The 22,476-nt window shown below is 49.5% G+C and carries 25 protein-coding genes and 1 tRNA gene; 17 read left to right on the top strand and 9 right to left on the bottom strand.

From position 1 onward, the window contains the following. Window positions 1–80: 80 nt before the first annotated feature. The gene (locus OLTU_RS30465; RefSeq protein ID WP_141736481.1) at window positions 81–704 is read left to right on the top strand and encodes an EcsC family protein; all 624 of its coding nucleotides are present in this window, start codon (window positions 81–83) and stop codon (window positions 702–704) included. A gap of 78 nt (window positions 705–782) precedes the next feature. On the opposite strand, the gene OLTU_RS30460 is transcribed toward OLTU_RS30465, so the two are convergent. The 9 genes from OLTU_RS30460 to OLTU_RS30420 all read right to left on the bottom strand — a co-directional run bounded on the left by OLTU_RS30460 (window position 783) and on the right by OLTU_RS30420 (window position 14,959). Further along, a complete protein-coding gene (locus OLTU_RS30460) occupies window positions 783–2,225 on the bottom strand; it encodes a Fic family protein (protein ID WP_141736480.1) in 1,443 nt (480 codons plus the stop codon). A gap of 371 nt (window positions 2,226–2,596) precedes the next feature. Continuing rightward, complete coding sequence (locus OLTU_RS30455) at window positions 2,597–3,760, bottom strand: ATP-binding protein (protein WP_141736479.1); 1,164 nt, start codon at window positions 3,758–3,760, stop codon at window positions 2,597–2,599. Between the two features lie 596 nt (window positions 3,761–4,356). Further along, window positions 4,357–8,367: an NACHT domain-containing protein gene (locus tag OLTU_RS30450; protein ID WP_141736478.1), complete on the bottom strand. Its 4,011-nt coding sequence runs from the start codon at window positions 8,365–8,367 to the stop codon at window positions 4,357–4,359. A gap of 76 nt (window positions 8,368–8,443) precedes the next feature. Further along, on the bottom strand, window positions 8,444–9,889 hold the full coding sequence (locus OLTU_RS30445) for a DUF2971 domain-containing protein (RefSeq protein ID WP_141736477.1): 1,446 nt from the start codon (window positions 9,887–9,889) through the stop codon (window positions 8,444–8,446). A 10-nt stretch (window positions 9,890–9,899) separates the two neighbouring features. Continuing rightward, window positions 9,900–10,694 (bottom strand): hypothetical protein, encoded by a 795-nt coding sequence (locus OLTU_RS30440; protein ID WP_218110372.1) that lies wholly within the window; start codon window positions 10,692–10,694, stop codon window positions 9,900–9,902. A 33-nt stretch (window positions 10,695–10,727) separates the two neighbouring features. Beyond that, window positions 10,728–10,931 (bottom strand): recombinase family protein, encoded by a 204-nt coding sequence (locus OLTU_RS30435; RefSeq protein WP_218110371.1) that lies wholly within the window; start codon window positions 10,929–10,931, stop codon window positions 10,728–10,730. Between the two features lie 230 nt (window positions 10,932–11,161). Next, a tRNA-His gene (locus OLTU_RS30430) sits at window positions 11,162–11,237 on the bottom strand. Between the two features lie 63 nt (window positions 11,238–11,300). Then, on the bottom strand, window positions 11,301–13,973 hold the full coding sequence (locus OLTU_RS30425) for a hypothetical protein (protein WP_141736475.1): 2,673 nt from the start codon (window positions 13,971–13,973) through the stop codon (window positions 11,301–11,303). After that, on the bottom strand, window positions 13,970–14,959 hold the full coding sequence (locus OLTU_RS30420; RefSeq protein ID WP_141736474.1) for a hypothetical protein: 990 nt from the start codon (window positions 14,957–14,959) through the stop codon (window positions 13,970–13,972). The genes OLTU_RS30425 and OLTU_RS30420 overlap by 4 nt, the downstream gene beginning before the upstream one ends. 273 nt (window positions 14,960–15,232) lie before the next feature. Here OLTU_RS30420 and rpsJ point away from each other — a divergent pair, with 273 nt between their 5' ends. The 16 genes from rpsJ (at window position 15,233) to rplF (ending at window position 22,473) form a co-directional block, all read left to right on the top strand. Then, on the top strand, window positions 15,233–15,544 hold the full coding sequence (rpsJ, locus tag OLTU_RS30415) for a 30S ribosomal protein S10 (RefSeq protein ID WP_141736473.1): 312 nt from the start codon (window positions 15,233–15,235) through the stop codon (window positions 15,542–15,544). 77 nt (window positions 15,545–15,621) lie between these two features. Beyond that, the gene (gene rplC / locus OLTU_RS30410) at window positions 15,622–16,275 is read left to right on the top strand and encodes a 50S ribosomal protein L3 (protein WP_141736472.1); all 654 of its coding nucleotides are present in this window, start codon (window positions 15,622–15,624) and stop codon (window positions 16,273–16,275) included. A gap of 22 nt (window positions 16,276–16,297) precedes the next feature. Further along, window positions 16,298–16,927 (top strand): 50S ribosomal protein L4, encoded by a 630-nt coding sequence (rplD, locus tag OLTU_RS30405; RefSeq protein WP_141736471.1) that lies wholly within the window; start codon window positions 16,298–16,300, stop codon window positions 16,925–16,927. Between the two features lies 1 nt (window position 16,928). After that, window positions 16,929–17,216, top strand: a complete 288-nt coding sequence (gene rplW / locus OLTU_RS30400) for a 50S ribosomal protein L23 (RefSeq protein ID WP_141736470.1) — start codon at window positions 16,929–16,931, stop codon at window positions 17,214–17,216. 20 nt (window positions 17,217–17,236) lie between these two features. After that, a complete protein-coding gene (gene rplB, locus OLTU_RS30395; RefSeq protein ID WP_141736469.1) occupies window positions 17,237–18,064 on the top strand; it encodes a 50S ribosomal protein L2 in 828 nt (275 codons plus the stop codon). Between the two features lie 15 nt (window positions 18,065–18,079). Next, a complete protein-coding gene (rpsS, locus tag OLTU_RS30390; RefSeq protein WP_141736468.1) occupies window positions 18,080–18,349 on the top strand; it encodes a 30S ribosomal protein S19 in 270 nt (89 codons plus the stop codon). Window positions 18,350–18,366: 17 nt separating this feature from the next. Continuing rightward, entirely contained in the window at window positions 18,367–18,705 is a 339-nt protein-coding gene (rplV, locus tag OLTU_RS30385; protein WP_141736467.1) for a 50S ribosomal protein L22, read from the top strand. A 16-nt stretch (window positions 18,706–18,721) separates the two neighbouring features. After that, the gene (gene rpsC, locus OLTU_RS30380) at window positions 18,722–19,363 is read left to right on the top strand and encodes a 30S ribosomal protein S3 (protein ID WP_141736466.1); all 642 of its coding nucleotides are present in this window, start codon (window positions 18,722–18,724) and stop codon (window positions 19,361–19,363) included. Window positions 19,364–19,392: 29 nt separating this feature from the next. Then, window positions 19,393–19,815 carry a 50S ribosomal protein L16 gene (rplP, locus tag OLTU_RS30375; protein ID WP_141736465.1) on the top strand — a complete coding sequence of 141 codons (423 nt, stop codon included), beginning with the start codon at window positions 19,393–19,395 and terminating at the stop codon, window positions 19,813–19,815. Continuing rightward, the gene (rpmC, locus tag OLTU_RS30370; protein ID WP_141736464.1) at window positions 19,815–20,027 is read left to right on the top strand and encodes a 50S ribosomal protein L29; all 213 of its coding nucleotides are present in this window, start codon (window positions 19,815–19,817) and stop codon (window positions 20,025–20,027) included. The genes rplP and rpmC overlap by 1 nt, the downstream gene beginning before the upstream one ends. A 12-nt stretch (window positions 20,028–20,039) precedes the next feature. Next, the gene (gene rpsQ / locus OLTU_RS30365) at window positions 20,040–20,318 is read left to right on the top strand and encodes a 30S ribosomal protein S17 (protein WP_141736463.1); all 279 of its coding nucleotides are present in this window, start codon (window positions 20,040–20,042) and stop codon (window positions 20,316–20,318) included. A 33-nt stretch (window positions 20,319–20,351) separates the two neighbouring features. Beyond that, window positions 20,352–20,723 (top strand): 50S ribosomal protein L14, encoded by a 372-nt coding sequence (gene rplN / locus OLTU_RS30360; RefSeq protein WP_141736462.1) that lies wholly within the window; start codon window positions 20,352–20,354, stop codon window positions 20,721–20,723. A 28-nt stretch (window positions 20,724–20,751) separates the two neighbouring features. Continuing rightward, on the top strand, window positions 20,752–21,300 hold the full coding sequence (gene rplE / locus OLTU_RS30355) for a 50S ribosomal protein L5 (protein ID WP_141736461.1): 549 nt from the start codon (window positions 20,752–20,754) through the stop codon (window positions 21,298–21,300). Between the two features lie 9 nt (window positions 21,301–21,309). After that, window positions 21,310–21,495: a type Z 30S ribosomal protein S14 gene (locus OLTU_RS30350; protein ID WP_141736460.1), complete on the top strand. Its 186-nt coding sequence runs from the start codon at window positions 21,310–21,312 to the stop codon at window positions 21,493–21,495. 24 nt (window positions 21,496–21,519) lie between these two features. Further along, window positions 21,520–21,918: a 30S ribosomal protein S8 gene (rpsH, locus tag OLTU_RS30345; RefSeq protein WP_141736459.1), complete on the top strand. Its 399-nt coding sequence runs from the start codon at window positions 21,520–21,522 to the stop codon at window positions 21,916–21,918. Window positions 21,919–21,930: 12 nt separating this feature from the next. Next, window positions 21,931–22,473, top strand: a complete 543-nt coding sequence (gene rplF, locus OLTU_RS30340) for a 50S ribosomal protein L6 (protein WP_141736458.1) — start codon at window positions 21,931–21,933, stop codon at window positions 22,471–22,473. The last annotated feature ends 3 nt before the right edge of the window (window positions 22,474–22,476 follow it).

Genomic DNA, 22,476 nt, shown 5'->3' with positions numbered 1-22,476 from the left:
ATTAAATTAAAATAAAGCCGGCTTTATTCGCGGCCTGATTGTTCCGATCACAAGAGTCGATTGCTGTGGAAGGAACGATCATGTCAAACTCCGAAACTCCCAAAATGCTGAATGTCCTCAACTGGGCCTACGACAAGTGTCTCCAAGGCCTGCCCGGCAGCGCCACCCCTCAGCAGATCGCGGAGGAATACCGGACCAAGTATGGGCAGATCGATACGGCCGTTGACCGTCTCATCGGCTGGCAGGTGGCCAAGTGCGCGACCAGCGGCTTTCTCTCCGGCCTGGGCGGGGCTCTCACACTCCCCGTGGCGGTCCCTGCTGATCTGGCTGTTTCCATGTACATAAATATTCGCATGGTCGCCGCCATCGCGCATCTTTACGGGCATGATCTGCATGATGATCACACGCGGACGGCGGTCTTTGCCTGCATGGTGGGCTCCGGGCTTGAGGATGTGCTGTCGAAATCCGGTGTTAGCATTGTCAATCAATTTGCGGCGGCGCAACTGAAACGAAAAGTTTCCCGGGAAGTGCTGAAACGCATTAACCGTGAAGTCGGTTTCCGCCTCGTGACCCGGGCCGGCAAGCGTGGGGCGATTGTCCTTACGAAGATTGTGCCGCTGGCAGGCGGCCTGGTCGGTGGGGCGATTAGTGGGGTGGGATGTCATACGATAGGGCGGACGGCGAAGAGGTTTTTGGCGGCTTGATACCTGGTCGAATTTCCCGAGAAAATTCCAAGGTCCATGCGATCACGCAAGAGCGATCGCATCGAGATAGTGGCAAGCTCATTTGGCGGGATCGCATAGGGAACACACTCCCCTTTTTCTACGTGATGCACCTCGTAGTCTGACAGGGGGCACTTGACGGCATCCACGGCCATCCAAACCTTGACAAAATATCACATCAACGCTGCCCTGATCTTTTACAGACGCTATGGCCCTTTTGGGGACGGTGCTTTCACGATCAAGAAGGGAAAGTATATCGTTGGGGTCGGACCCGAAAGGGCGCGAAAGTATGGAAAGGACATCCTCGGCTGCGTATTTCTGTTTTCTCTGCCTTCCGCTTTTTTCCTTCAGAATGCCTGCTTGCGCAAGTTGCTTCAAGGCACCTGTAGCGGCAGGCAGCGACACATTAAGGAGCCTGATAACGTCCTCTGCGGACATGATGGGATGCTCCATAAGATGTGGAAGAATCCTGCTGGCTGCGGATCCCTTTTTCACGGACAACTTCCCCTGCCACCTTTCAGGCAGCATTTCGATGGCCTTCCTGGTTTCGGTAGTCTCACGCAATGATTCTTCCATGGCCTCGCCAAGGTATTCCAGGAATGGCATGATCTTCAGCTTTTGCTGCCATGCTTTCAGTCCTTCATAATACCCGTCCTTATGGGCGTCGATAAATCTTGACAGGTGCAGTGGAGCTTTTCCTTCAAGCATCATCTGGATTGGCCAAATCATGCGGCCCACGCGACCGTTTCCGTCCGGGAAAGGGTGGATGGTTTCAAAGTATGCATGGCCTACAGCCATACGTACAGGAAGCGGCAGACCTTCTCCCAGGATCACGTTCTGCAATTCCTCGTCCTTAAGCCAGGCGATAAAATCGGCCATCAGCCTTGCCACATGTTTGGAAGGGGCTGGATTATAGGTCGAGTTCTCTTTTCTGCCAAGGCCGCCTATGAAGACGACTTCCCTGATTCCACCTGGGTGCCTGAACTCTCCTGGAATCCCGACGAATGAATCATCGCCTTCAACGATAGCCCTATGAAGGTTTTTAAACAGCGCCGTGTCCAGAGTTTCATATTGATTTTCGTGTATGCTAGCGATCAACTGTTCCATGGCTTTCGCATATCCGACAACGGAACGAACGTCTCCGCTCGGATTGCTGTCCCCTGCCCCGGCAGAGAAGACTTCATCAATGGTTGCATTAGTTCCTTCCATGCGGGAGGAGGCCACCGCTTCCTGACGAATGATGAGTCGAGCGATCAGGCTGTCCAGTTTAGTCATTTCAGAAAGCGGCTTCAGGCTGTTCAATACCCGATTGGATCGACCAAGCACCCGATGTAATTCCTGCGTGGACACGCCGCTGAAAATTTCCTTCATGGATCGTGGCAGCGGCTTCGGAACTACGAACCACATATGCTGATACGCAGGGTCAGGCAGCTTTTCAACACCATAGCCACGGTTATCGTCATATTCGATTTGCAGGTCCGGGTGTAGGTCGTCGCGTTTCATAGGGATCCTTTAATTAGGTATCTCTAATTAAAGCTTATCGGAGATTTCTTTAATTAGAAAACTCCAATTAAACGATTGAATTTAAGTTACTGTAAATATTAAATTTTATGACTGGCATGAGCGGCTAAAGCCGGACTAAAAACGACAATTGATCACGCTTTGTAACACATCTTCCCCAGAGACTATAGAGGAATTCCGTGTCCATTTGGGCCTGGATAATGGAGATTTTGTCTATTATTTCAATGGTATTCCATCTATCGTTCTACCGTAGAACGGATCTAGTATAAAATCGTTCTGATCGAGAACGATTTCTATAAACATTCAATTTCATAGAATTTTTATTGGCTTAAACAGCGCCAAGGGCAAATGAGTTATCCTTGGTCAAGTTGCCACAATTCATCTCTTTCGAGAATGGTGAGGAAGTCCTTGAAGGGCAACACGTGGATTCCATCTTCAGTCTTTTGTCGATGTTCACCCGTGTAGATAAGTATGCGCGACTTAAGTTCTGCTAAGCTGCGAATAGCTCTGAGACCTTTATAGTGATTATTGTGAACATTTTGAGCCGACTTAACTTCAATGGCGAGGTATTGCCCATTTTTTTCAAGAAGAAAGTCCACTTCCATTTGTTCTGACTCTGTGGGACACCAGTAGCTCCACGAGTCAAAGAGCCTTCGATAAGTTTGGTAAGCGTAGAGAAGGCTCGCAATCCAGCCCTCAAATAAGCTTCCTCGTTCCTCTTGCGCGACCGGACCACTGTGATTTTTAACAGCTCGGACAAGACCAGGGTCGATCCAGTAAAGCTTGGGTGCCTTTCGCTCCCGCACTCGGATTTTGGCTTCATAGGCTGGTAATAAGAACACAACAAGAGTATCTTGCAAAATCTCGACATACCCCTGAACTGTTGTCCTGGCTACGCCAGCGTCTCTTGCAATATTTGTGAAATTTATGGTTTGTGCGTGGCATAAACCAGCTATCGGAAGAAACCTGGCAAATCCTGATAAATTGCGTACGAGAGCCTCTGCTTGTATCTCTTCTTTCAAATACATCTGCACATAAGCTTCCAATGCTTCTCGCCGATCTTCCTGGCTCCAGATGACGGCTATGGATCCGTAGCGCAGCACTGTTTCAATCTCAAAATCTTTGCCAAGTTCTTCAGGAACTAAAGGGAACATCCAACGTCGAACGGCCCGTCCGGCTAGCAAATTGATGCCATCTTTTTTGAGTTTTCGAGCGCTGGACCACGACAGTGCGAAGGTCAGCTTCTTCTCTCCGATGAAGCGATGCACTTCGTTAAGAAGATTGGGCAGTCTTTGTATTTCATCGACGACCACTCTTGCGCCGTTTTTGAGTACGCTTAATTCTCTTGCAAAGAGACCTGGGTCGCGCAAGTAAGATTGGTAGCGCTTTTCATCCAGGAGATTGAACGTTGCGTCGGTTGCGTAGGATTCACGAAGCCACGTGCTTTTTCCTGTGCCACGTGGTCCGAAGAGGAAAAAGCTCTGATTTGGCGCTTTAAGAATTCTTTGATATTGCATACTTAACCCTGTCGGCAATTTTCGACGAAAAATGCCGGGAAGTCAACCGAATCACGATAATTGTTTAAATATCTTATAATATTGATAAAATGGCTCTCCTGGCATTATGAGACTAAAACCCTGGGAATGCCCTAATTATTCCCTATCCTGAACGATGGGGACGATTGGAATAATCCACAAAGCATCCCCGGGAGAACGGCAGAGAAGGGAGGTATCACATCATAAAGACTTGTTTGTGCATTGCTTGGCCGAGCAGCTGGCAAGTCAGATCATTGCGAGCAACGTGGCGGATCTCGTTGTTCTCATTCCGGGCATCCTGCGGTTTACGGTCGCTCGACATATTCCAGGAAGTCATAGACACTTATTTGCACATGATCTGCGGTATCCATTGCAGCGCAAATACTGCATGAAATGATAACCGCAGGCACCTATGATTTTAGCTCGGACACTATCAGGCTGTCCTTTCGCAGGATTCTCATGGTTTATCAAGCGGCAATGAGGTTGATCGCGCTTAAGCGATTTTTGCAATATCCTCTTAGCTACCTGAATTTTTCCAGTCTCCCTGGGGATGCTCCCTTTGTCTTTAGTTTTATGACTCACTTGTTGGCCGCTTTCTTGTTGACCGCTTTCTTAGCGTTATTTGTTGGAGTACTGACGTTTGTTGGTTTGCAATCGATCACCAGAATCGAGATTCGAGATCTATGCTCTATAGGAATGAGTTCAACGAGGGCCTTTTCCATTTCAACTGCACTTGTTGGAACCGCAATTCCTGGAGGCGGACTGGGGGGTCTTTTAACATCGATCCCGTACCAGAGAACGATATAGATCCCATAACCCGATGCATCTGGATCAATTACGTACTTTTCAATAAGCTGGGATTGTGCTGCTGACCATACCTCCAAATGATAGTGGCGCTTTACTTCGATCGGAATGTTCATTGCGCCGCCAAATAGAGTTTTCATGTCGGACCTGTTGTCGTCGACATAGTTTCCTTCGGCCTCGATAGTAACTCCAAGACGTTGCATTGAGCTTTTAAGATGTTCTAGCAAAGTATCACGGCCCAAATTTTCTATTTTGGGTTCGGTGGCTTTCCCATATCGATCGGTGTTCCAAAAAGCCAGCTTTAAATCAGATGAACCATTTTCTATTCTATTCCGCAGTTGCGTGGCGTGGTCGGTAACCAAAGCATGGAAATCAGAAATGTTTGCAGGAAGTGAGTTTGCAAGAGTTTTCGCGATTTCTACTATTGAAGGGTAGTTATGACCGGAATCTCGTACCAGTCGTGCTTGACTTTCCAATGCATGGCTCAGAAAATTATGCCAAGACTCGAGCGAAAGGTCTTTTTTTAGGATGTTTAGAGCGTGGATAGATTCTTTCTTTATCTGCTTCGCCAGTGTTTCTATCGACCAACTTACGAAATTCGCAGAATCGTATTCATCGCCGCGAGATCCCCTAGGATCAAGCTCACTGTATTTGAAGATTGAGCCAAGCATTTGACATATGGGAACTAAGATTTCAATTTTTTGTTTGAAGTCATCTCGATTCTTGATTGAATTTTCTATAAATTCTCTGAACTTAGATGCCTTTATGCGATCTTTCCCTATAGTTTGATTCAAAGCATTTATTTGGATACGTCCATGCAAGAACTCGGTGGCTTCTATGTATATCATAGAAGCTGGATCAGTTGCACTGCCCTTAGCCCAAGACGGCAAGAACGAAATTATATCCAGGCGAATCTCTATTGAGAGTCGTAATAGAGTTTCGACGGCCTCATGATGACATGATGTGAACTCAGAAAATATCTTTAGGATCAATTCGCTACGTATTGGATAGAATCGTTGATCATATTCAATAGTATTTAGTCCAGACACTTTCAATTTGCGAAGTAATTGTGGGCGGAAATAGTCGACTATTGCATCCAGACATGTTGCTTTATGTTTTTCTAGCAGAGCTTGAACCCATTCAGAATCTTTTGCTCCACCCCTGGAGACGGCACAGACAGCGGCGGCGCGAATGGATGCATGAGGCAAAGAGTCAATGCCTGCAGGATCTTGAGACCAAAGTAAATCCATTCCAACCAAAAGAGGAAGCTCAGCATTATAGGACTTGTTTTCACAAGCAAGTTCTCCACTGCTACTAGGATCTGGGAGTTCACTTTCGTTGCTTGTAAAAGCCACGAATCCATTCATAACTCTTGGGATGTTATTTAGAGAGCAAACTATTTCTATACGCTGAGCAGGTGAATGATCTCTATTGGAATCTGTGAAGTTTCCGAGATAATGGTTTGCTAGAAAGACTAGCGCGTCTATGTCATCGCCGGATTCGATTTGACCCATTCGTGAATCGAGTATTTTCCTGGTCTTTTTCAGATCATTGAATCTTTTCTTTTGGGCTTTGTTTGCGTGTAAGTTATCTTTTATTCTCCAATCTTGGATTAATTGCGAGGTAGATCCACTTAAGACGGTTGAGAGCGTAGGATCCTTCTCTGCTATGGCAAAAAGTTCTTCAATTGTTAACGCATCTGGTCGATGTTGATAAAGTGAAAAACCGATCAATCTCTCGAACATGAAAATCTTCTTGCCGTTACTGAGAGATTGAAGACGTTGTTCGATTTTCTTGGAAAAATTATCAACCTCCGCTCGACAAACGCTATTCATAAGCGATGAGTAACTCGCGAATATATCTTCTTCCAAAGAATTCGAAAGCCAGAAATCGATGACTTTCCAAAGGGTTGATTGGTTTGCTTCAAACCATGATTTTATGGCATGTCGCTCATCGCGTTCCATGTGTGAATCGCCATATCTATCTTGAGTTTTTGATAACCAGCCAAATAGTCTTTTGGTGGCGATCGTTTGACCTTGGCTTTTTAGAATTCTTAACAGAATTCTGCCGAATAGACTTGTAATCGAATCGGAATGGCGTCTTGGATATGATCGAGAGACAATAGAATCCATCAATGCTGGCAGTTGACTATTTGGTGTAATTTCTGCAGCTTCTGTCAAGAAGCGGTAGTAGGTTCCAAAGAAGCTCTGATGCCTTTGCACAAGATAGTCGGCAATTTCTTTCTCATTGATCGTTTCGGGATAAAGAGAAAATAGAAGATGTCCTCGCAATTCTTGATCAGCGTCGGGGATCTCACCACGATTAACGGAATCAATTAGCTTTTTTAATTCACTACTAGTTGTGCCCATATGAATTAGAGCCCGTAGGGCTCGCATGTGGGCATCAGCGCTTGAAGGGTCGTAAAGGATATTTAAGATATTCTGTTTAAGCTCAGGAAGCTTCTCTCCTGACGCCAGAGCATCGAGAATACAACTTGTCAAAGCCGACGACCGGGTATGATCCGCGAGTTTTGATTTAAGAAGCTTCGCCAAAGGTTTCGCCGCCAAGGGTGCGAAAGTCTCCCGCTCCCAATACCCAGATCTAAAATATGGATTCGATACTGCTGCTTCGTCGAGAGACTGAAGTAGGTTGATTCTGAGATTCGGGGGCATCTTCGACATATCGCCGTATACAAGAATGCCTAAAGGATCACGTCGGATCAAGATGTCGGCGAATTCGAGAGACAGGGTCGCCAGCCAACCACTTAGGCCGCGAAATTCTGATAGCACACCTCCATCCGTACCAGTTATTAGTGCAAGAGCGCGTCCTATAGGTAAACCTGCTTTTATTCTACGTGTTATATATTTAGCAGCGAGAAACTCAGATATGGTGCGGTGATAAGGTGTTATGACTTGTTCGCTTTCAGATTTGAAAATACGTCGGCTGAGTGCGGCTTTTGCCAATTCATAGTTCTCAACCAAATCCACGACCGCAGGATATGACGTTGTAGAGGTAGAACTATCCAATGCAAATCCAGATACATTTGAAAGCATTTGCAGAGCACATAATTCTTCTGCTTGCTCCAGTAGCGGATTCGTCGCATAAGTTTTTTGGATTCGATGTGCAGTATTCTCTTCCGAGATAAGTATCGCAACTGCTTTTCCATATAGTTCAATTTTAGTTGATGGCCATGAGCCACTCTTTTTTACAATGCTTGAGATTAGCTCTAGATTTAGAGGATTCCGCAGCAGTTCAGAAATTCCTGCCTTTTTCGCCATGGTGACGAAGTTTTCCGGGTCAATTCCGTTGCCTCGAAGGTAGGAGCGGATATCATCATCTGAAAAACCCCTGAGTCGGAGAGTGATAGAGTCTGCAGTATGTTCTGATATGTCGGTAAAAGCGCTAAGATCGAAATCGCCATACCAATCGGCTGATCGACAACTAATCCTGAATTTGGGAGTCCCGAGACTTTCAATCCGCTCGCAGATTTCTCCGATTGTACCTGATCCACTGGATGTCCTGCCTTTTTCTTCGTCTAGACCGTCTAGATAAAGGACTTTCCCTCGCCAGCGCTCCGGAGCATATGTTAGGAATTTTCTAATGGTGACAAATTCACCGTTTGGTTCACGCTTAGCCATGTCCCTGAATAGGGTTGATTTACCATCCCCCGGATTTCCGAGCAAAATAATGACGTTTTTGCTGAAACACGCATCAAATGAACAAAGATCCTGTTGATCGTTATTTTTGATGAGGAGTCGTTCAATCGACTGGTGAATGGTAGTCATTCGTACTCCAATTTCGGAACCTATTTAAAGACACGGAAATAGAAGCGTATTGATCGAAGGAAATAAGATTATATTATCACGTAAATTTGAGTAGGCGCATCTCTGACACATGCATTTTCCCGTCTCGGCTGGAGTATGAGGCCTGGTAGAATTTGAAATCTTTTCTTCCTTCTGAAGAGCATTTTTTGTCAATAATGTCGATTATTTTTAGCTTATCTTCAATTGAAGTCTTGATGCCAAATATGATGCCTTCCAAAGAATTAAAGTCATATTTAAGTAATCGATCTGCTTTCTCGATCTCATTATCTAGAACGCCACTGAGAATAAGTCTGCTTTCATTCTCATGTTTCCACTCTGAAAGCTTAATCGAAGTGTTCTTGATAAAGGTACTCCAATAAGCTTCCCGCCATTCATCCTGGCTGTCCATAATTCCACGAACTTTTTTACTAATTGTCCCATCTGCATCCGCGAACCAGTGTTTTAGTAATTGTGGAATTGGCAGTCTACCAATTGATTTGAAGAAGTCTATCTTCGGATAAGTGACCCCATACTCGACCTGATAGAGGCGAAAGAAATGCTTGCCATAAGTTTTATTTGACTTAATACCTTCAGCAATTTTTCTCGCACTAGTGCCAGTAACGGTATGTAAGTGAATGCCTCGCTGCCCTTGGTGTTCATCCGTTCGGAACTTCAGGCAGACGCCTGAGTGATCATTCGTATAGTACCCCCAGGTTGCAGGGTTTGTTGGATCGCTAAAGAAACATGCTGTGTACCAGTTTGGGTACATGAGTCGCTCAAGCTGCCGAATGTATCGCTGAGGAAATTCGACGAAATAAAAGCGCTTAGCGAGGCTTTCGCGAAGACCTGGGGTATTGAGGATTGTAATTAATTCCATTTGAGCATGTACGCGCTGTGATATTTCAAACGCACCTGCGGCGAAATTGGCTATTTCGGGAGAGTCTCTTTCAGCACTTTTGAGTGTATCGAAGAGCTTAGTATCGAGTACATCCCAAGGGTTTTTTACAGGATCACGAAAGCCAGATTTTTCGGTTTTTGTAGTTGAAATACCGCTTTCGGATTCATTTATTATTGACAAGCAGTAAGGGTGTATCATTTTGAGGTAGAAATTAAGTTCATCTCTGCCGATAGGTCCGCGTTCACTCAATCTGGCGATAACTTGAGAGATAGTATCATTCTCAAAAAACATTTCGAATAGCTTTGATACACGCTCTTTATAAGCTTGGGTTGGAAACCGCGACTCGTTGTTAAATACGAAAATGTCGTCGTCTTGAAGGTCCTCTTTGCCGAGGCGGATTAGTATGTACACTTGGTAGACACAATGAACGTAGTTCCGCAACAGTGCATTCCAGAGGATCTTGTCACCTTCCCAGAAGATGTCCCGATAGCCTTCCATAGGATCGTTGAGTTGCTCAAGAGATGCGAAATAGATCTGCTGCTTTTCTAGCTCTTCGCGATCGAATAAAGATTTGGTTGGACGAAGACGGTAAATGAACTCACTCATATGAGACCCCCTAAGCAGGAAACATCGTGATAAAAGTTCTGATACCGAAAATCATGGGTTTAACCATGGCTTCGCTATACTTGCCATAGTCCCCGTGGGCAGCATCATTGCGAATGCCAGCCCAAGCTGTGACAAGTTTCTGCTGAGTGGGGTTGTATACGGAGGCAGCAGCAAGCTCGGAATTCATCGTATCCAATTTCTTTGGTTTACCATCCGGTTTCAGGGTAGATATGCTCTGTTTGACGCATAGCTTGCGAAGGTGCTCTTCCAGAACGCTACCTGCAAGTACTGCAGCAGGGTCCTTGTAATTCTGTTCGAGGAGATGATCTGCCATGTCCAGGAAATCTGAGAAGACCTCCCCGCTGATGATTTCGCCAACAGATTTAGCGTAGCCGGCCGTGACATCGCGTTGCAGAGCCTTCAAAACACCTAGTAGGGGTTGCAAAATGTAATTGTTGGTATTGAGATGTTGAGCAACGAGCGCATTTGCTTGTCGAAGGTACTCAGTTTCCCCGTGAGTCGTTCGGCGTATGGTGCTCAGCGCTGTAGTTACAGCGCCTGTGACGTACTGCTCTTCATCAGTGTCATGACGGCTTCTTATCGAGTTGAAAGGGTATTTTCGCGCAGCTTCTGCAACGACTGCGATTGCGCCGTCGATTTGTTCAAGGATGTATTTCGTATCCATGCCTTCCTTCCAAACGCATACACTGTTTTCGGTTTTACCGATAAACTGCAATTTGATCGGAGGGCTGTCCATCAGTTTTTGATCGTCCGGACATGCTGCTTTTGAAATTCTCTTGGGCATAGGGAGAAAGTGGTTGCGCTACGCTATACCTGATCAATCACCCACGATTGCCATCACCGATCGCGCGTGCCATTGCCCCCTTCCAGTCTTCGTCCTCACCTTCAGCGTGTTCAGGATTTTGGCGATCTTCCAGTAGCTGTGGCCCTGATCCCGCAATTCTTTGACCTGCTTAAGGACTTCCTGCTCTCGCTTGTGATCTTCCACGCTACGGCCGACGATCTTTTTCCCAAACGGCAAATGCCGCTTGGGTCTGATATTCTATCCACCTTCCCTGACTAGGATGCCGTATTTTTTGAGATGCTTCAGCACCGTACTCACAGCACAGCCAATCTCAGACGCAACTTCATCCGCCGAGGCATTCTCGCCGACATACTTTTTTTGCAGAAATTTCTTGATTGAGATACAGAGGAGTGACCGGAAACTCAAACCATCAGAAAACTGACTTCTAGTTTGTCTTCGGGGAAGTATGGGGTGGGTGATGGGGATCGAACCCACGTATGTCGGAATCACAATCCGATGCGTTAACCACTTCGCCACACCCACCATACGGGAGAGCGTGATATTACCCGGAACATTGCTTTTGTCAACCCCATAGCCCGGGGTCTTTCAAAGATTTTGGAGGGTACCTTTCTCGATAGCAAATGACATGCTTTGCTCGGGACTCCAGGTTTCCCCATCCTCGCTCAGGCTGATATGCATGTCAAACGCGTCACCATTGGCGATGGCCTCGTCCAGAAATTTGGCATCCGACAGGCCGTTGCGGCCATTCAAGGCGACATGGAAAGTCTCTGTTCGACCGCGACGTGATTCCAGTCCGGACCTGCTGACGTTAGGGGACAGACGCACAATGTGCTCGGATAAGACGAAACGGCCGAGATCCAGCGCCCCATGCTGTTCAAAACGGATATAGGCCTGCAAATTTCCCTGGGTGATGGACATATTCCGAATGGTCAGCTGCAAACGCAAATCCCCGACGGCCCCTGCCCGGGCCCGACGCGCGGAACGGTCCAGCGTAACCCTGGCTTTCAGCAGCTTCGGCGTCGGCCGCGGATCACGATAACCGCCAGGCTGAAAATTCGCCAGCTTCTCCTCCACGCTCTGATCCCGCTTCAAAGGCGGAATGGACCACGGCGACTCAAACACGCGGTCATTCAGGATCTCAAATTTCTTTTTCGCCGCCCGCACATCCTGGCTATCCTTCCCCCGCTCCTGACCCTGCGCGCTGAAACCCACCACGACCGGCACTGGCAAACCCTTCGCCATTTCCCCAAGCGCCTGCATGAATTCCACGGGATGCCCGGTATCCATGATCTGATGATAGGCTTCCTGAATCTCCAAAGGATCCCGCGCCCTCAGCAGGGCTTCAAAACCCTTCCGCATCCGCCGAACTTCAGCGGCCACATCCGGATAACCCGTCTCTATATTCAGAAGCCGCAGCGGCATCACCACATAAGTCCCGAGCAGGTTTGCATAATGAAACATCCCCTCCGCTGGCCCCTCGCGCGCCCACTGTTTCGGGTTGGCATCAAAGGCCTTCGCCAGTGCCGCCCAAAGCACCCGCTCATCCTTGCGAGCCAGGGCAATGAGCAGGTCATGCGAAAAATAAAGATGCGCCGTCGCACTCAGTTTCCCAAGATGAGTCGCGGACACGGTCTGCGCATAAACCTCATCCATGGGATTCCCCAGAGCCTGTTCCCGCAAAAGTTTTCTCTCGACATCCTGGGCATAGAGCGGGATCTCCGGCAGGCTATCCATCGCGAGGCCGGTATACCGCCGCAGAAGATCCACCGTGCGGTTATAGTCCCGGACATCGACAAAGTTATCGATGATCCGCAGAGAGGCCGTCATATAAAGAGGATTCGCGGCATTCGCGGTCAGGATATAACGCGCGGATCGCCGCGGACCCTTCTCCTTTCGCACAGGAATGGAAAGCTTGTGGCGAAACTCCATTGTGTCCGTACCCACCAGGATGTTCCAATTCCGATCATACAAAAAATGCTCGGCCTCGAGGTTCATGAACTGACCATCCCGGTCAGTGGTCTGACTTTCCCCCACACCAAACGTGCTTTGTCTTTGACTTTGCGCCACATAAAAGCTGCGTTCCAGCTTGTGACCTATTTCATTACGGGTGGTGACCCGATAGAACTGAAAGGTGACACCACTCGCCCTGTTCGGCCTGGTCGTCTGCCCCTGCAGCTGTCCTGTCAGCTCCCGCGCTTTACGGAAATCCCCGTGCAAGGCTTCCGTAAAAGCCCGCCGGGCCCCCTCACGCTGCAGATCAAAATCATAAAGCTCATCGATCTGAAAGATTTTCGCGCGTTGCAGATCAAAATCCACGGGCGTAATGGGAGCCGGGACGCCGGCCCACCATTTCACCATCTTTTGAAAGACCATGTAATCCTTGCCCAAAGTCAGCTGCAGGCCGGTGCCGATCCGGCGAAGCTCGCTCAAAGCCAGCCAGACATGCGACTGATTACGGCGTAACACGCTGATTCTATGTTCCCCATCCCGAAAAACCGAGAGCGGAATGGTCAAATCCAGGTCGCTGAGACCCAGGGATTCCTGCAAAGATCTTGCGGTGCGACCGGCGGTGTCAACGGCCAGGGAGGCCCCCCCGCTGATACCGTAACTGCGGATATTGCCTATGGGAAGTTCCAATGCATGGTCAATGGTCGAGGGAAAAAGGAAGGGCGTTTTCAGATAGGTGATCGGATCATAGAGCTCCAGGGGGTTGAACGAAGGCGGCAGGATATTCGTGAGGAACGGCAGGATTCCAAACCAGTTCGCAAAGAGTTCCGTCCAGAATCCCGCTTTTTGTTCCTCGGCTTTGCGGGAGGCATCACTGCGATAGGTGGCATTGGTGACGAAGAGTTGACTCTGGCCGTTGAAAGTCAAAGGCAGGCCGCGCACCTTGCCGAGCTCCCGCAGAAAATCCGGTCCCATTTGAAAACGATCGACGACCACATAGGTGCCGATATTGGTTGGATGCACATCACGCCGATAGCCGCTGACAAGCGACATGCTATCGCTGCCGCGGATGTTGATATCCTCGTCCATCAAACTATAAAATAAACTCTCCATCAAAGAGTCCACAGAACGATTGATGCTGTCCGCGCCCGAAGCCAGACCGGAGGCGATCGTTGAGTTCTTGATCACGCGACTGATCGATTCATAAGCGTCGATCTCGTCATTGGGTTGACGAAAATCCTTCTCAACCTGCGAGGATTGAGCCCAGACGCCATACGACCAGAACATGATCACCAGCCACCAGTATCTCATGGATGCTGCTCCTCCCAGGCCCATGCCTGGCCAAAGCCGAGTCCTACCATCACGACCCAGTGATGTCGCGGTTCCTCCCGCTCTCTTTGATAATGCACACTCATGGTGCCGACAAGGTCATGAATCCAGGGGCGTCGCGCTCCCCAGCTCAGTCGATAGGAATCCTTGCGCAATTCCTCGATGCCCAGAACCCAGGCCCAGTCCTTGAGCTGCTGCTCATGAACGAAGCGGAAAACCTGATCGAAATAATCCGGCAAGGCCTCTTCGGTCACGCGAAGCCATTCCAGACTTGTCCGATGTTCGTCATGATGAACCAGGGTTGCCAGTCCCACGCGCGTCTGTCCATAATCCGAGGACGCGGCATAGGAGGCCATGATGCGGGCTCCTTCGAGGAGATCGATGGTACGGATCAGGCGTCCGCTGATCACATTGCGTTCCTTGCCTGTGACCGGATCGGGTTGCCCCAGATTGCTCGTTCCCACTTCAAGGCGAAACCCCTCGCGGGAACCGAGACCGATCCGCCCGCCATTGACACTCGTGAGCCACAGCCGTCGCGCCCGACTCGGCAGGTTCAGGCGGAACACATCGTGATTCAAGCCAAAGGGAGCATCCAGGCGCCCAGCCGCTGCATAGAAGCGGTCGACGACAGGATGGCCTAGCTGCAGAAAAAGATGCTCTGCCCTTTTGTACTCGCGAACGGTGCTGTCGTTAACACTGGCTTGACGGGTATAAGCGCCTCTGGCATGCATGGAAACCCAGTGCCCTAAAGCGAAGGAGCTGTAGACCTGAGCCAGTGCGGCTGTGTCGGCCCGTATTTGGTTGTCATCACCCAATACACGTTCCGATAACTCAAGGTATCCCGACACACAGGCTGTGTAAGGATTATAAATAAGCCATTTGTCAGTCTTGAGCTGACAGGGTGGAAGTCCTTCCGCGTGGGCGATCGAGCTCAAAGCGCCCAGCAAGATGACAATGCTGCGTTTCATTCATACTCGTCTGTGAAAAGCCTTGATTTCCCGCTGAAGAGCAAGCCTTCTTCATCATGCCCAAGTCGATACGACATTGAAAGATGAATTCTAACTTCTCCAAAAGCTTCCTATAAAAACCTTGACACCCAAAGGCCTCAGTAATATAACCCGGTCTCCACTATCGAGGTAAGCCTGCGACAAGCAAGCCAATGCCACATGCCGGTGATGCTCATCACTTTCTTGCCTCGGTTTGTTTCGTAACCCTATCCAAGTTGACTAGGTTTGGGAATTATGAGTAGTCAAAACATTAGAATTCGTCTCAAGGGGTACGACCACCGATTGCTTGATCAATCTGCGGTCGAAATCGTAGAGCGTGCGAAACGGACGGGAGCGCGAGTCGCTGGTCCTATACCACTGCCCACCTCGATCAACCGTTTCACAGTCCTGCGCAGTCCTCACGTTGACAAAAAATCGCGTGAGCAGTTTGAGATTCGCACACACAAGCGCGTTCTCGACATCATGGATGCTAAAGCGCAGACAATCGATGCTTTGATGAAGCTCGATTTGGCAGCTGGAGTCGACGTCGAGATCAAACTCTACTAAGCAGAGTGCGGTTGTTGTCGTTTTCTGAACGGTCGCTTTAGGAACCGAATAACTCAACAGCAGGTTGAATATAAGTCATGACAATTCACGGACTAATAGCAAAAAAAGTGGGAATGACCCGGGTCTTGGACGCTGAAGGTCAAATGATTCCCGTGACTCTTCTCAAAATCGAAGGTCAGAAAGTTACCAAGATCCTGACTCCTGAACGCGATGGCTATCATGGCATTCAGGTTGGCTACTACGAAAAGCCTGAGCGTAAGCTGACCAAGCCCGATGTGGCCCGCCTGCGTAAAGTCTCGGTTGGCGAGAGCTTCACTCGTTTCAAGGAATTCCGTACCGAAGGCGCGCTGGAAGGCGTGAACATCGGTAGCGCAATGAACGCCGCCCTCTTCTCCGATGTGGGCACAGTTGATGTCACCGGCGTGACCAAAGGTCATGGCTTTGAAGGTGCGATCACTCGTTGGGGCCACTCTTCGGGTCGTCGTTCGCACGGTTCAAACTTCTATCGCTTGCCTGGTTCGCTCGGTATGAGAACCACCCCAGGTCGCGTATTTAAGAACAAAGAAGTTCCGGGTCACATGGGTTGCGTGCAGGTTACCGTTCAGAACCTGAAAGTCGTCGATGTCGATGTGGAAGCCAATGTTATTGCTCTCAAAGGCTCCGTTCCCGGGTTCCGCAATGGCTTTGTTATCATCAAACCTTCTGTGAAAGCCAAAGAACTCAAGAAATGAGTTCTAGGGGGAATGGATAATCATGCAAGTCCAAGTCAAAGACATCAAGGGTAACAACGTGAAGTCGATCGATCTTCCCGATTCGATCTACAACGTTGAATTGAACGATCACGTTCTTCACCATGTGGTCAAAGCATACCTGGCGAACCAACGCCAAGGAACGCACGCCACCAAGACCCGCGCTTATGTAAGCGGCGGTGGTAAGAAGCCTTATAAGCAAAAAGGCACAGGTGGTGCTCGCGCCGGTTCGACCCGCGCTCACAACCGTCCCGGTGGTTCTGTGGCCCACGGTCCTCAGCCCCGTGACTATCGTCTGAAGCTCAACAAGAAAGTGAAGGCTCTGGCCATTCGTGTTGCGCTCTCCGACAAGGCTCGTCACGGTAAACTGGTTGTCGTGAACGATTTCGCAGGCGTCAGCTCTTACTCGACGAAAACTGTGTTGGGTGCTCTGAAAGCCTTGAACGCGCCAAAAGCTCTGCTTTCCGACGTTCGCGAAGACGATTTCCTGTATCGTTCGGCTCGCAACATTCACGGTGCAGAAGCCAAGTCGCCACTGGATTTCAACGCCATGGATCTGCTTCGCTACGAGACTCTGATCATTAGCGAAAAAGCTCTCGAGGCTCTCAACGCTCGCGTAAGTGAGGAAGCATAACATGCATCCATATCATGTGATCGTTCGCCCAGTTCTGTCCGAAAAATCGAACGGCGTTCGTGAAGCTCAAGGCAAATATACTTTTATCGTGCAAAAAGAAGCCACCAAAGACGACATCAAAAAAGCTGTTGCGGCTCTTTGGAATGTGAAAGTGCAATCGGTTCACACTCTGCTTCAACGCGGTAAATTCAAACGTCGCGGCGCTCGCTACTCCAAGCCTGTTCTGACCAAAAAAGCGGTCGTGAAATTGGCTGAAGGCGCGAAACTCCCGATCTTTGAAGACCAATAACGAAGGGACTGGTAAACGTTATGGCTATCAAGCAATACAAACCGACATCAGCATCTCAACGCGGTACCTCCGTCGTTGATTACAGTGTCCTTGATCGCGTGGAACCGTTCCGTCCTCTCGTAGAGTCTACAAAGAGAAACGGCGGCCGCAACAACACAGGCCACATTACAGTTCGTCATCACGGCGGTGGCGCTCGTCGTCACTACCGTCTGATCGATTTCAAACGCAACAAGCGCGATATCTCGGGCCGCGTTGAGTACATCGAATACGATCCCAACCGGACGGCCTTCATCGCGCGTATCGTCTACAAGGACGGTGAGCGTCGTTATATCCTGGCTCCGGACGGCCTCAAAAAAGGTGATGAAATCATCGCCTCGGCCAATGTGGACGTGAAGCCCGGCAACGCCATGCCTTTGAAAAACATCCCCTTCGGTACTCCTGTTCATAATATCGAGATGAAGGTGGGTAAAGGCGGTCAGCTGGCTCGCAGCGCCGGTGTTTCCGCTCAGCTGGTTGGTCGTGTCGACGGCTACGCTCAGCTCCGCATGCCTTCTGGTGAAATGCGCCGCGTTCGTGAAGAATGCTACGCAACCATCGGTGTGGTTTCCAACTCAGACCATTTCAACGTGAAGATCGGTAAAGCCGGTCGTACTCGCTGGTTGGGTATTCGTCCCACCGTTCGCGGTGTGGCCATGAACCCGGTCGATCACCCTCACGGTGGTGGTGAAGGTCGTACATCCGGTGGTCGTCACCCCTGTACACCTTGGGCTGTGCAGACGAAAGGTCACAAGACCCGTCATAATAAGCGCACGGACAAGGATATCATCCGCCGTCGTAACCGTAAGTAATGGGAGGTATGCTCAGTGGCTCGTTCAGTTAAAAAAGGCCCCTTCGTGGATGGCTATCTCTATAAGAAGGCCGAGCAGGCTCTTAAAGATAAGAAGCCGATTAAAACCTGGAGCCGTCGTTCGACGATCGTTCCTGACTTTGTCGGCCTGAATTTCCTCGTACACAACGGGAAGAAATTTGTTCCTGTATTCGTGTCCGAGAACATGGTCGGCCATAAGCTGGGTGAATTCGCTCCAACGCGCACCTACTTCGGCCACGGGTCTGACAAAAAAGGCAAAAAGTAAGATAAAGGGAGCTAGCCTTGGAACGTCTCTATCAAGCAGTTCTTCGGAACACGCGAATCGCCCCGCGCAAAGCGCGGCTGGTAGCTGATCTCGTTAGAGGGATGCCCGTTGCGGTCGCTCTGGATGCACTCCGGGTGACTCACAAGAAGGCTTCTCCTCTTTTCTCGAAACTCATTCAGTCCGCTATGGCGAATGCAACTTCGACAGCGACTGTCGACATCGACCGTCTCGTCGTGCAGGAAGCCTATGTGAATGAAGGTGAGAAGCTCAAGCGTTACCTGCCACGTGCGCAAGGTCGTGCCACCCAGGTGAAAAAGCGTTCTTCACACATCGTCATTAAACTGGCTGAGATTTAAGGGAAGGGTAGGATCCGTGGGACAGAAAGTAAATCCAATTGGTTTTCGTACCGGTATCACACGCCCCTGGGCCTCGCGCTGGTATGCGAAAAATGATTATGCAAAATTCCTGCACGAAGACATGCGCATTCGCGACTATATCATGCGGAAGTTCGACAGCGCTGGTGTTTCGAAGGTCGAGATCGAACGTGCAGCCGCTAACATGCGCGTGAACATCTATTCGAGCCGCCCTGGTATCATCATCGGCAAGAAAGGTGCAGGCGCAGAGAGTCTGAAAGACGAACTGGTCAAGATCTGCAAGCTTGCGTCGGGCGATCCGAATGTGAACGTATACGAGATCCAAAAGCCAGACGCCGACGCCAACCTCGCTGCTCAGAGCATTAAGCAGCAGCTGGTCCGCCGGGTATCTTTCCGCCGCGCCATGAAAAAAGTGATCGCTTCTGCGGTCAAAGCCGGCGCCAAAGGTATCAAGGTAAGCTGTTCGGGTCGTCTCGGTGGTGCGGATATGTCCCGGATCGAGAAATATCGGGAAGGTCGCGTTCCCCTCCATACCCTGCGTGCGGACATTGACTACGGCACAGCCGAAGCTTTGACCACCTACGGTTTGATCGGGATTAAGGTCTGGATCTACAAAGGCGACATTCTGACCGACCAATAAGCGGTCCGTAGCAGCAAGAGGAAAGTGCGATGCTATCTCCAAAGAAAATGAAATTCAGAAAGCAGCATAAAGGCCGCATTAAAGGCGAAGCCGAGCGCGGAGCCAAGCTGTCTTTCGGTGACTTTGGCCTTCAGGCCCTGGAAGCAGGCAAAATCACTGCGCGCCAGATCGAAGCAGCCCGTATCGCGATGACCCGCCATATTAAACGCGGCGGTCGCGTATGGATCAATATCTTCCCTGATCATCCCGTAACCAAGAAGCCTCTTGAGGTGCGGATGGGTAAGGGTAAAGGTAACGTGGAATTCTACGTTGCTTACATCAAACCCGGTCGGGTCCTCTATGAGATGGACGGTGTGACACCCGAAGTCGCAGCGCAAGCTTTGGAACTCGCAGGGTCTAAACTGCCGATCAGAACCAAACTGCTGACTAAATCGGAGGATCCCTGGTCATAATGGATTACTTTAAAATTACAGCCGATGAGCTGCGGTCCAAAGACAAAGGTGAATTGCAGGCAACTGCAAGTGAAGTGCGAAAAAAGCTTGCTGAAATTCGTATGGACATCTATACAGCGCCAGCAGTGAATGTGAGCAAAGTGAAGAAACTGCGCAAGACCCTTGCCCGTCTCCTCACTGTGCAAAACGAAAAAGCGCGTGCGAAAGCTTGAGGGGATTGAGCAATGTCTGAACAAAAAGAGAAGAAATCCAAGCCTGTGTTCGGTGTTGTCACCTCGGACAAAATGCAAAAATCGCGCGTTGTCACTGTGGAACACCTTGTGAAGCATCCTCGTTACGGCAAGTATATGAAACGCCGGACGAAATTGATGTTCCACGACGAAAAGAATGAAAGCCGAATCGGTGATTCCGTTTTGATCATCCCTTCTCGGCCCCATAGCGCTCGTAAGCGCTTTGATCTCTTGAAAATCGTGCAAAAAGCGGGCGAGCTTGTCGCCGAGTAATGGCAGATAGATGCAAGACCAAAGGGCGTTAATATGATCCAGATGGAATCCGTACTACTCAGTGGTGACAACTCCGGGGCGAAAGTCCTGAAGTGTTTCAAAGTACTGGGCGGCAGTAAAAAGCGCTTCGCGACCGTAGGCGACACCATCGTCGTGTCCGTGAAGGAAGCTCTGCCCAATAGCAAAGTGAAAAAAGGTAGCGTTCATAAAGCTGTGATCGTGCGGACGGCTAAAGAAGTCCAACGTAAAGACGGCAGTACGATCAAGTTTGATGAGAACGCAGCGGTGCTGATCAAGGGAAAAGATAACGAACCCGTAGGGACTCGTATCTTTGGACCGGTAGCGCGGGAAGTGCGGCAGAAGGGTTTTGTCCGCATCGCGTCTCTGGCACCTGAAGTACTCTAATCATCGACAGAATATAAAGGTGTCCGTGATGGCTAACGTCCCTCGACTTCAAGACCAATATAATAAGATCCGCGAGCAGCTGGGAAAAGAGCTGGGATTGGAAAATCCTAACGAAATTCCTCAGATTAAGAAAATCGTTGTGAACATCGGCCAAGGCGAAGCCGTCCAGAACCATAAGATTCTGGAAGGCGCTGTGGCAGACCTTGAGAAAATCACAGGTCAAAAAGCTGTTACAACCAAGTCCAAGAAAGCGATCGCAGGCTTTAAGCTGCGTGCTGGCTTGCCCATCGGCTGTAGCGTGACCCTGCGTCGTCAGCGCATGTACGAGTTCCTCGACCGTCTTATCAACGTGTCGATCCCTCGTATCCGCGACTTCCGCGGTTTCTCGCCCAAAGCCTTTGATGGTCGCGGCAACTATACTCTCGGCGTCAAAGAGCAGATCATTTTCCCAGAGATCGAATACGATAAAGTCGATCGGATCCGCGGTCTGGGTATCACGATCGTGATGAGCGCCAAGAACGATATCGAAGCCAAGGCGCTGTTGGAAAAGTTCAACTTCCCCTTCAGAAAAAGCTAAGGAGCGACCATGGCAAAGAAATCACTGATCGAAAAAGCTAAGCGCACGCCGAAGTTTTCGACCCGCGCTTATACTCGATGCAATAAATGCGGCCGACCCAAGGCGGTCTACCGTAAGTTCGGGATCTGTCGTATCTGCTTCCGGCAAATGGCCTTGAATGGTCTGCTGGCCGGCGTGACAAAAGCATCCTGGTAACAGAGCAGTCGGAGAAGAGAGACGATGCAAGTTAATGATCCAATCGCAGACCTTTTAACACGAGTTCGCAACGCACAAAAAGCGGGTCATGAAGTCGTGAGCGTACCAGCCTCGAAGATGAAGATCGCGATCGCCCATATTCTGCGCGAAGAAGGCTTCGTACGGAACTACAAGGCCATTCGCGACAATAAGCAGGGTATTTTGAAAATTGCTCTCGCATATTCTGAAGATGGCAAGCCTGGTATTCGTACGATCGAACGTGAAAGCACTTCTTCGCGTCGCGTCTACGTTACGGCTGACAAGCTTCCCTACGTGAAGAGCGGTTACGGTATCGGCATCCTGTCGACATCGAAGGGTATCATGACCGATCGCGAAGCTCGTAAGCTCAACATCGGCGGTGAGTATATCTGCTCCGTCTTTTAATAGAGGTTGTATATGTCACGCATAGGTAAAAAGCCGATCACGGTCCCAAGCGGGGTCGAGGTGAAGATAGAGGGCAGCCTGGTTAAGGTGAAAGGCCCCAAAGGCAAACTGGAAAGAACGCTTCATCGTGCGATCAAGGTCGCCCAGGAAGGTTCGACTCTGACCGTGAGTCCGGTTGCCGACACCAAGGAAAACAAAAAATTCCATGGCCTGACGCGCACTCTGATCGCCAATATGATCGATGGTTGCCATAAGGGCTATGAAAGACGTCTGACTCTCGTCGGCGTCGGTTATCGCGGTGCGAAGCAAGGCAAAGGTTTGAACCTTTCTCTTGGTTACAGTCATCCTGTTTATTTCGAAGCTGTGGAAGGCGTCGATCTGAACGTTGACAAGAACACTACCATCATCGTCACCGGCGCTTCGAAAGAGCACGTTGGCGAAACAGCCGCGAAAATCCGCTCGCTGCGTCCACCCGAGCCGTATCACGGCAAAGGCGTTCGCTACGAAGACGAAAGAATCGTCACCAAAGTTGGTAAATCTGGCGGTAAGAAATAACGG

Source organism: Oligoflexus tunisiensis (assembly GCF_001748245.1).
Lineage (GTDB): Bacteria > Bdellovibrionota_B > Oligoflexia > Oligoflexales > Oligoflexaceae > Oligoflexus > Oligoflexus tunisiensis.
This window is presented reverse-complemented; position numbering and strand designations above follow the sequence as displayed.

Bases quoted from the DNA above. Each gene is read 5' to 3' on its own strand.
- rplN (WP_141736462.1), top strand. From the start codon at position 20,352: ATGATCCAGATGGAATCCGTACTACTCAGTGGTGACAACTCCGGGGCG.
- OLTU_RS30455 (WP_141736479.1), bottom strand. From the start codon at position 3,760: ATGCAATATCAAAGAATTCTTAAAGCGCCAAATCAGAGCTTTTTCCTC.
- rplD (WP_141736471.1), top strand. From the start codon at position 16,298: ATGCAAGTCCAAGTCAAAGACATCAAGGGTAACAACGTGAAGTCGATC.
- OLTU_RS30460 (WP_141736480.1), bottom strand. From the start codon at position 2,225: ATGAAACGCGACGACCTACACCCGGACCTGCAAATCGAATATGACGAT.
- OLTU_RS30445 (WP_141736477.1), bottom strand. From the start codon at position 9,889: ATGAGTGAGTTCATTTACCGTCTTCGTCCAACCAAATCTTTATTCGAT.
- rplC (WP_141736472.1), top strand. From the start codon at position 15,622: ATGACAATTCACGGACTAATAGCAAAAAAAGTGGGAATGACCCGGGTC.
- OLTU_RS30465 (WP_141736481.1), top strand. From the start codon at position 81: ATGTCAAACTCCGAAACTCCCAAAATGCTGAATGTCCTCAACTGGGCC.
- rplP (WP_141736465.1), top strand. From the start codon at position 19,393: ATGCTATCTCCAAAGAAAATGAAATTCAGAAAGCAGCATAAAGGCCGC.
- rplE (WP_141736461.1), top strand. From the start codon at position 20,752: ATGGCTAACGTCCCTCGACTTCAAGACCAATATAATAAGATCCGCGAG.
- OLTU_RS30450 (WP_141736478.1), bottom strand. From the start codon at position 8,367: ATGACTACCATTCACCAGTCGATTGAACGACTCCTCATCAAAAATAAC.
- rpmC (WP_141736464.1), top strand. From the start codon at position 19,815: ATGGATTACTTTAAAATTACAGCCGATGAGCTGCGGTCCAAAGACAAA.
- rpsQ (WP_141736463.1), top strand. From the start codon at position 20,040: ATGTCTGAACAAAAAGAGAAGAAATCCAAGCCTGTGTTCGGTGTTGTC.
- rpsJ (WP_141736473.1), top strand. From the start codon at position 15,233: ATGAGTAGTCAAAACATTAGAATTCGTCTCAAGGGGTACGACCACCGA.
- rpsH (WP_141736459.1), top strand. From the start codon at position 21,520: ATGCAAGTTAATGATCCAATCGCAGACCTTTTAACACGAGTTCGCAAC.
- rplF (WP_141736458.1), top strand. From the start codon at position 21,931: ATGTCACGCATAGGTAAAAAGCCGATCACGGTCCCAAGCGGGGTCGAG.
- rplW (WP_141736470.1), top strand. From the start codon at position 16,929: ATGCATCCATATCATGTGATCGTTCGCCCAGTTCTGTCCGAAAAATCG.
- OLTU_RS30420 (WP_141736474.1), bottom strand. From the start codon at position 14,959: ATGAAACGCAGCATTGTCATCTTGCTGGGCGCTTTGAGCTCGATCGCC.
- OLTU_RS30350 (WP_141736460.1), top strand. From the start codon at position 21,310: ATGGCAAAGAAATCACTGATCGAAAAAGCTAAGCGCACGCCGAAGTTT.
- rplB (WP_141736469.1), top strand. From the start codon at position 17,237: ATGGCTATCAAGCAATACAAACCGACATCAGCATCTCAACGCGGTACC.
- OLTU_RS30425 (WP_141736475.1), bottom strand. From the start codon at position 13,973: ATGAGATACTGGTGGCTGGTGATCATGTTCTGGTCGTATGGCGTCTGG.
- OLTU_RS30440 (WP_218110372.1), bottom strand. From the start codon at position 10,694: ATGCCCAAGAGAATTTCAAAAGCAGCATGTCCGGACGATCAAAAACTG.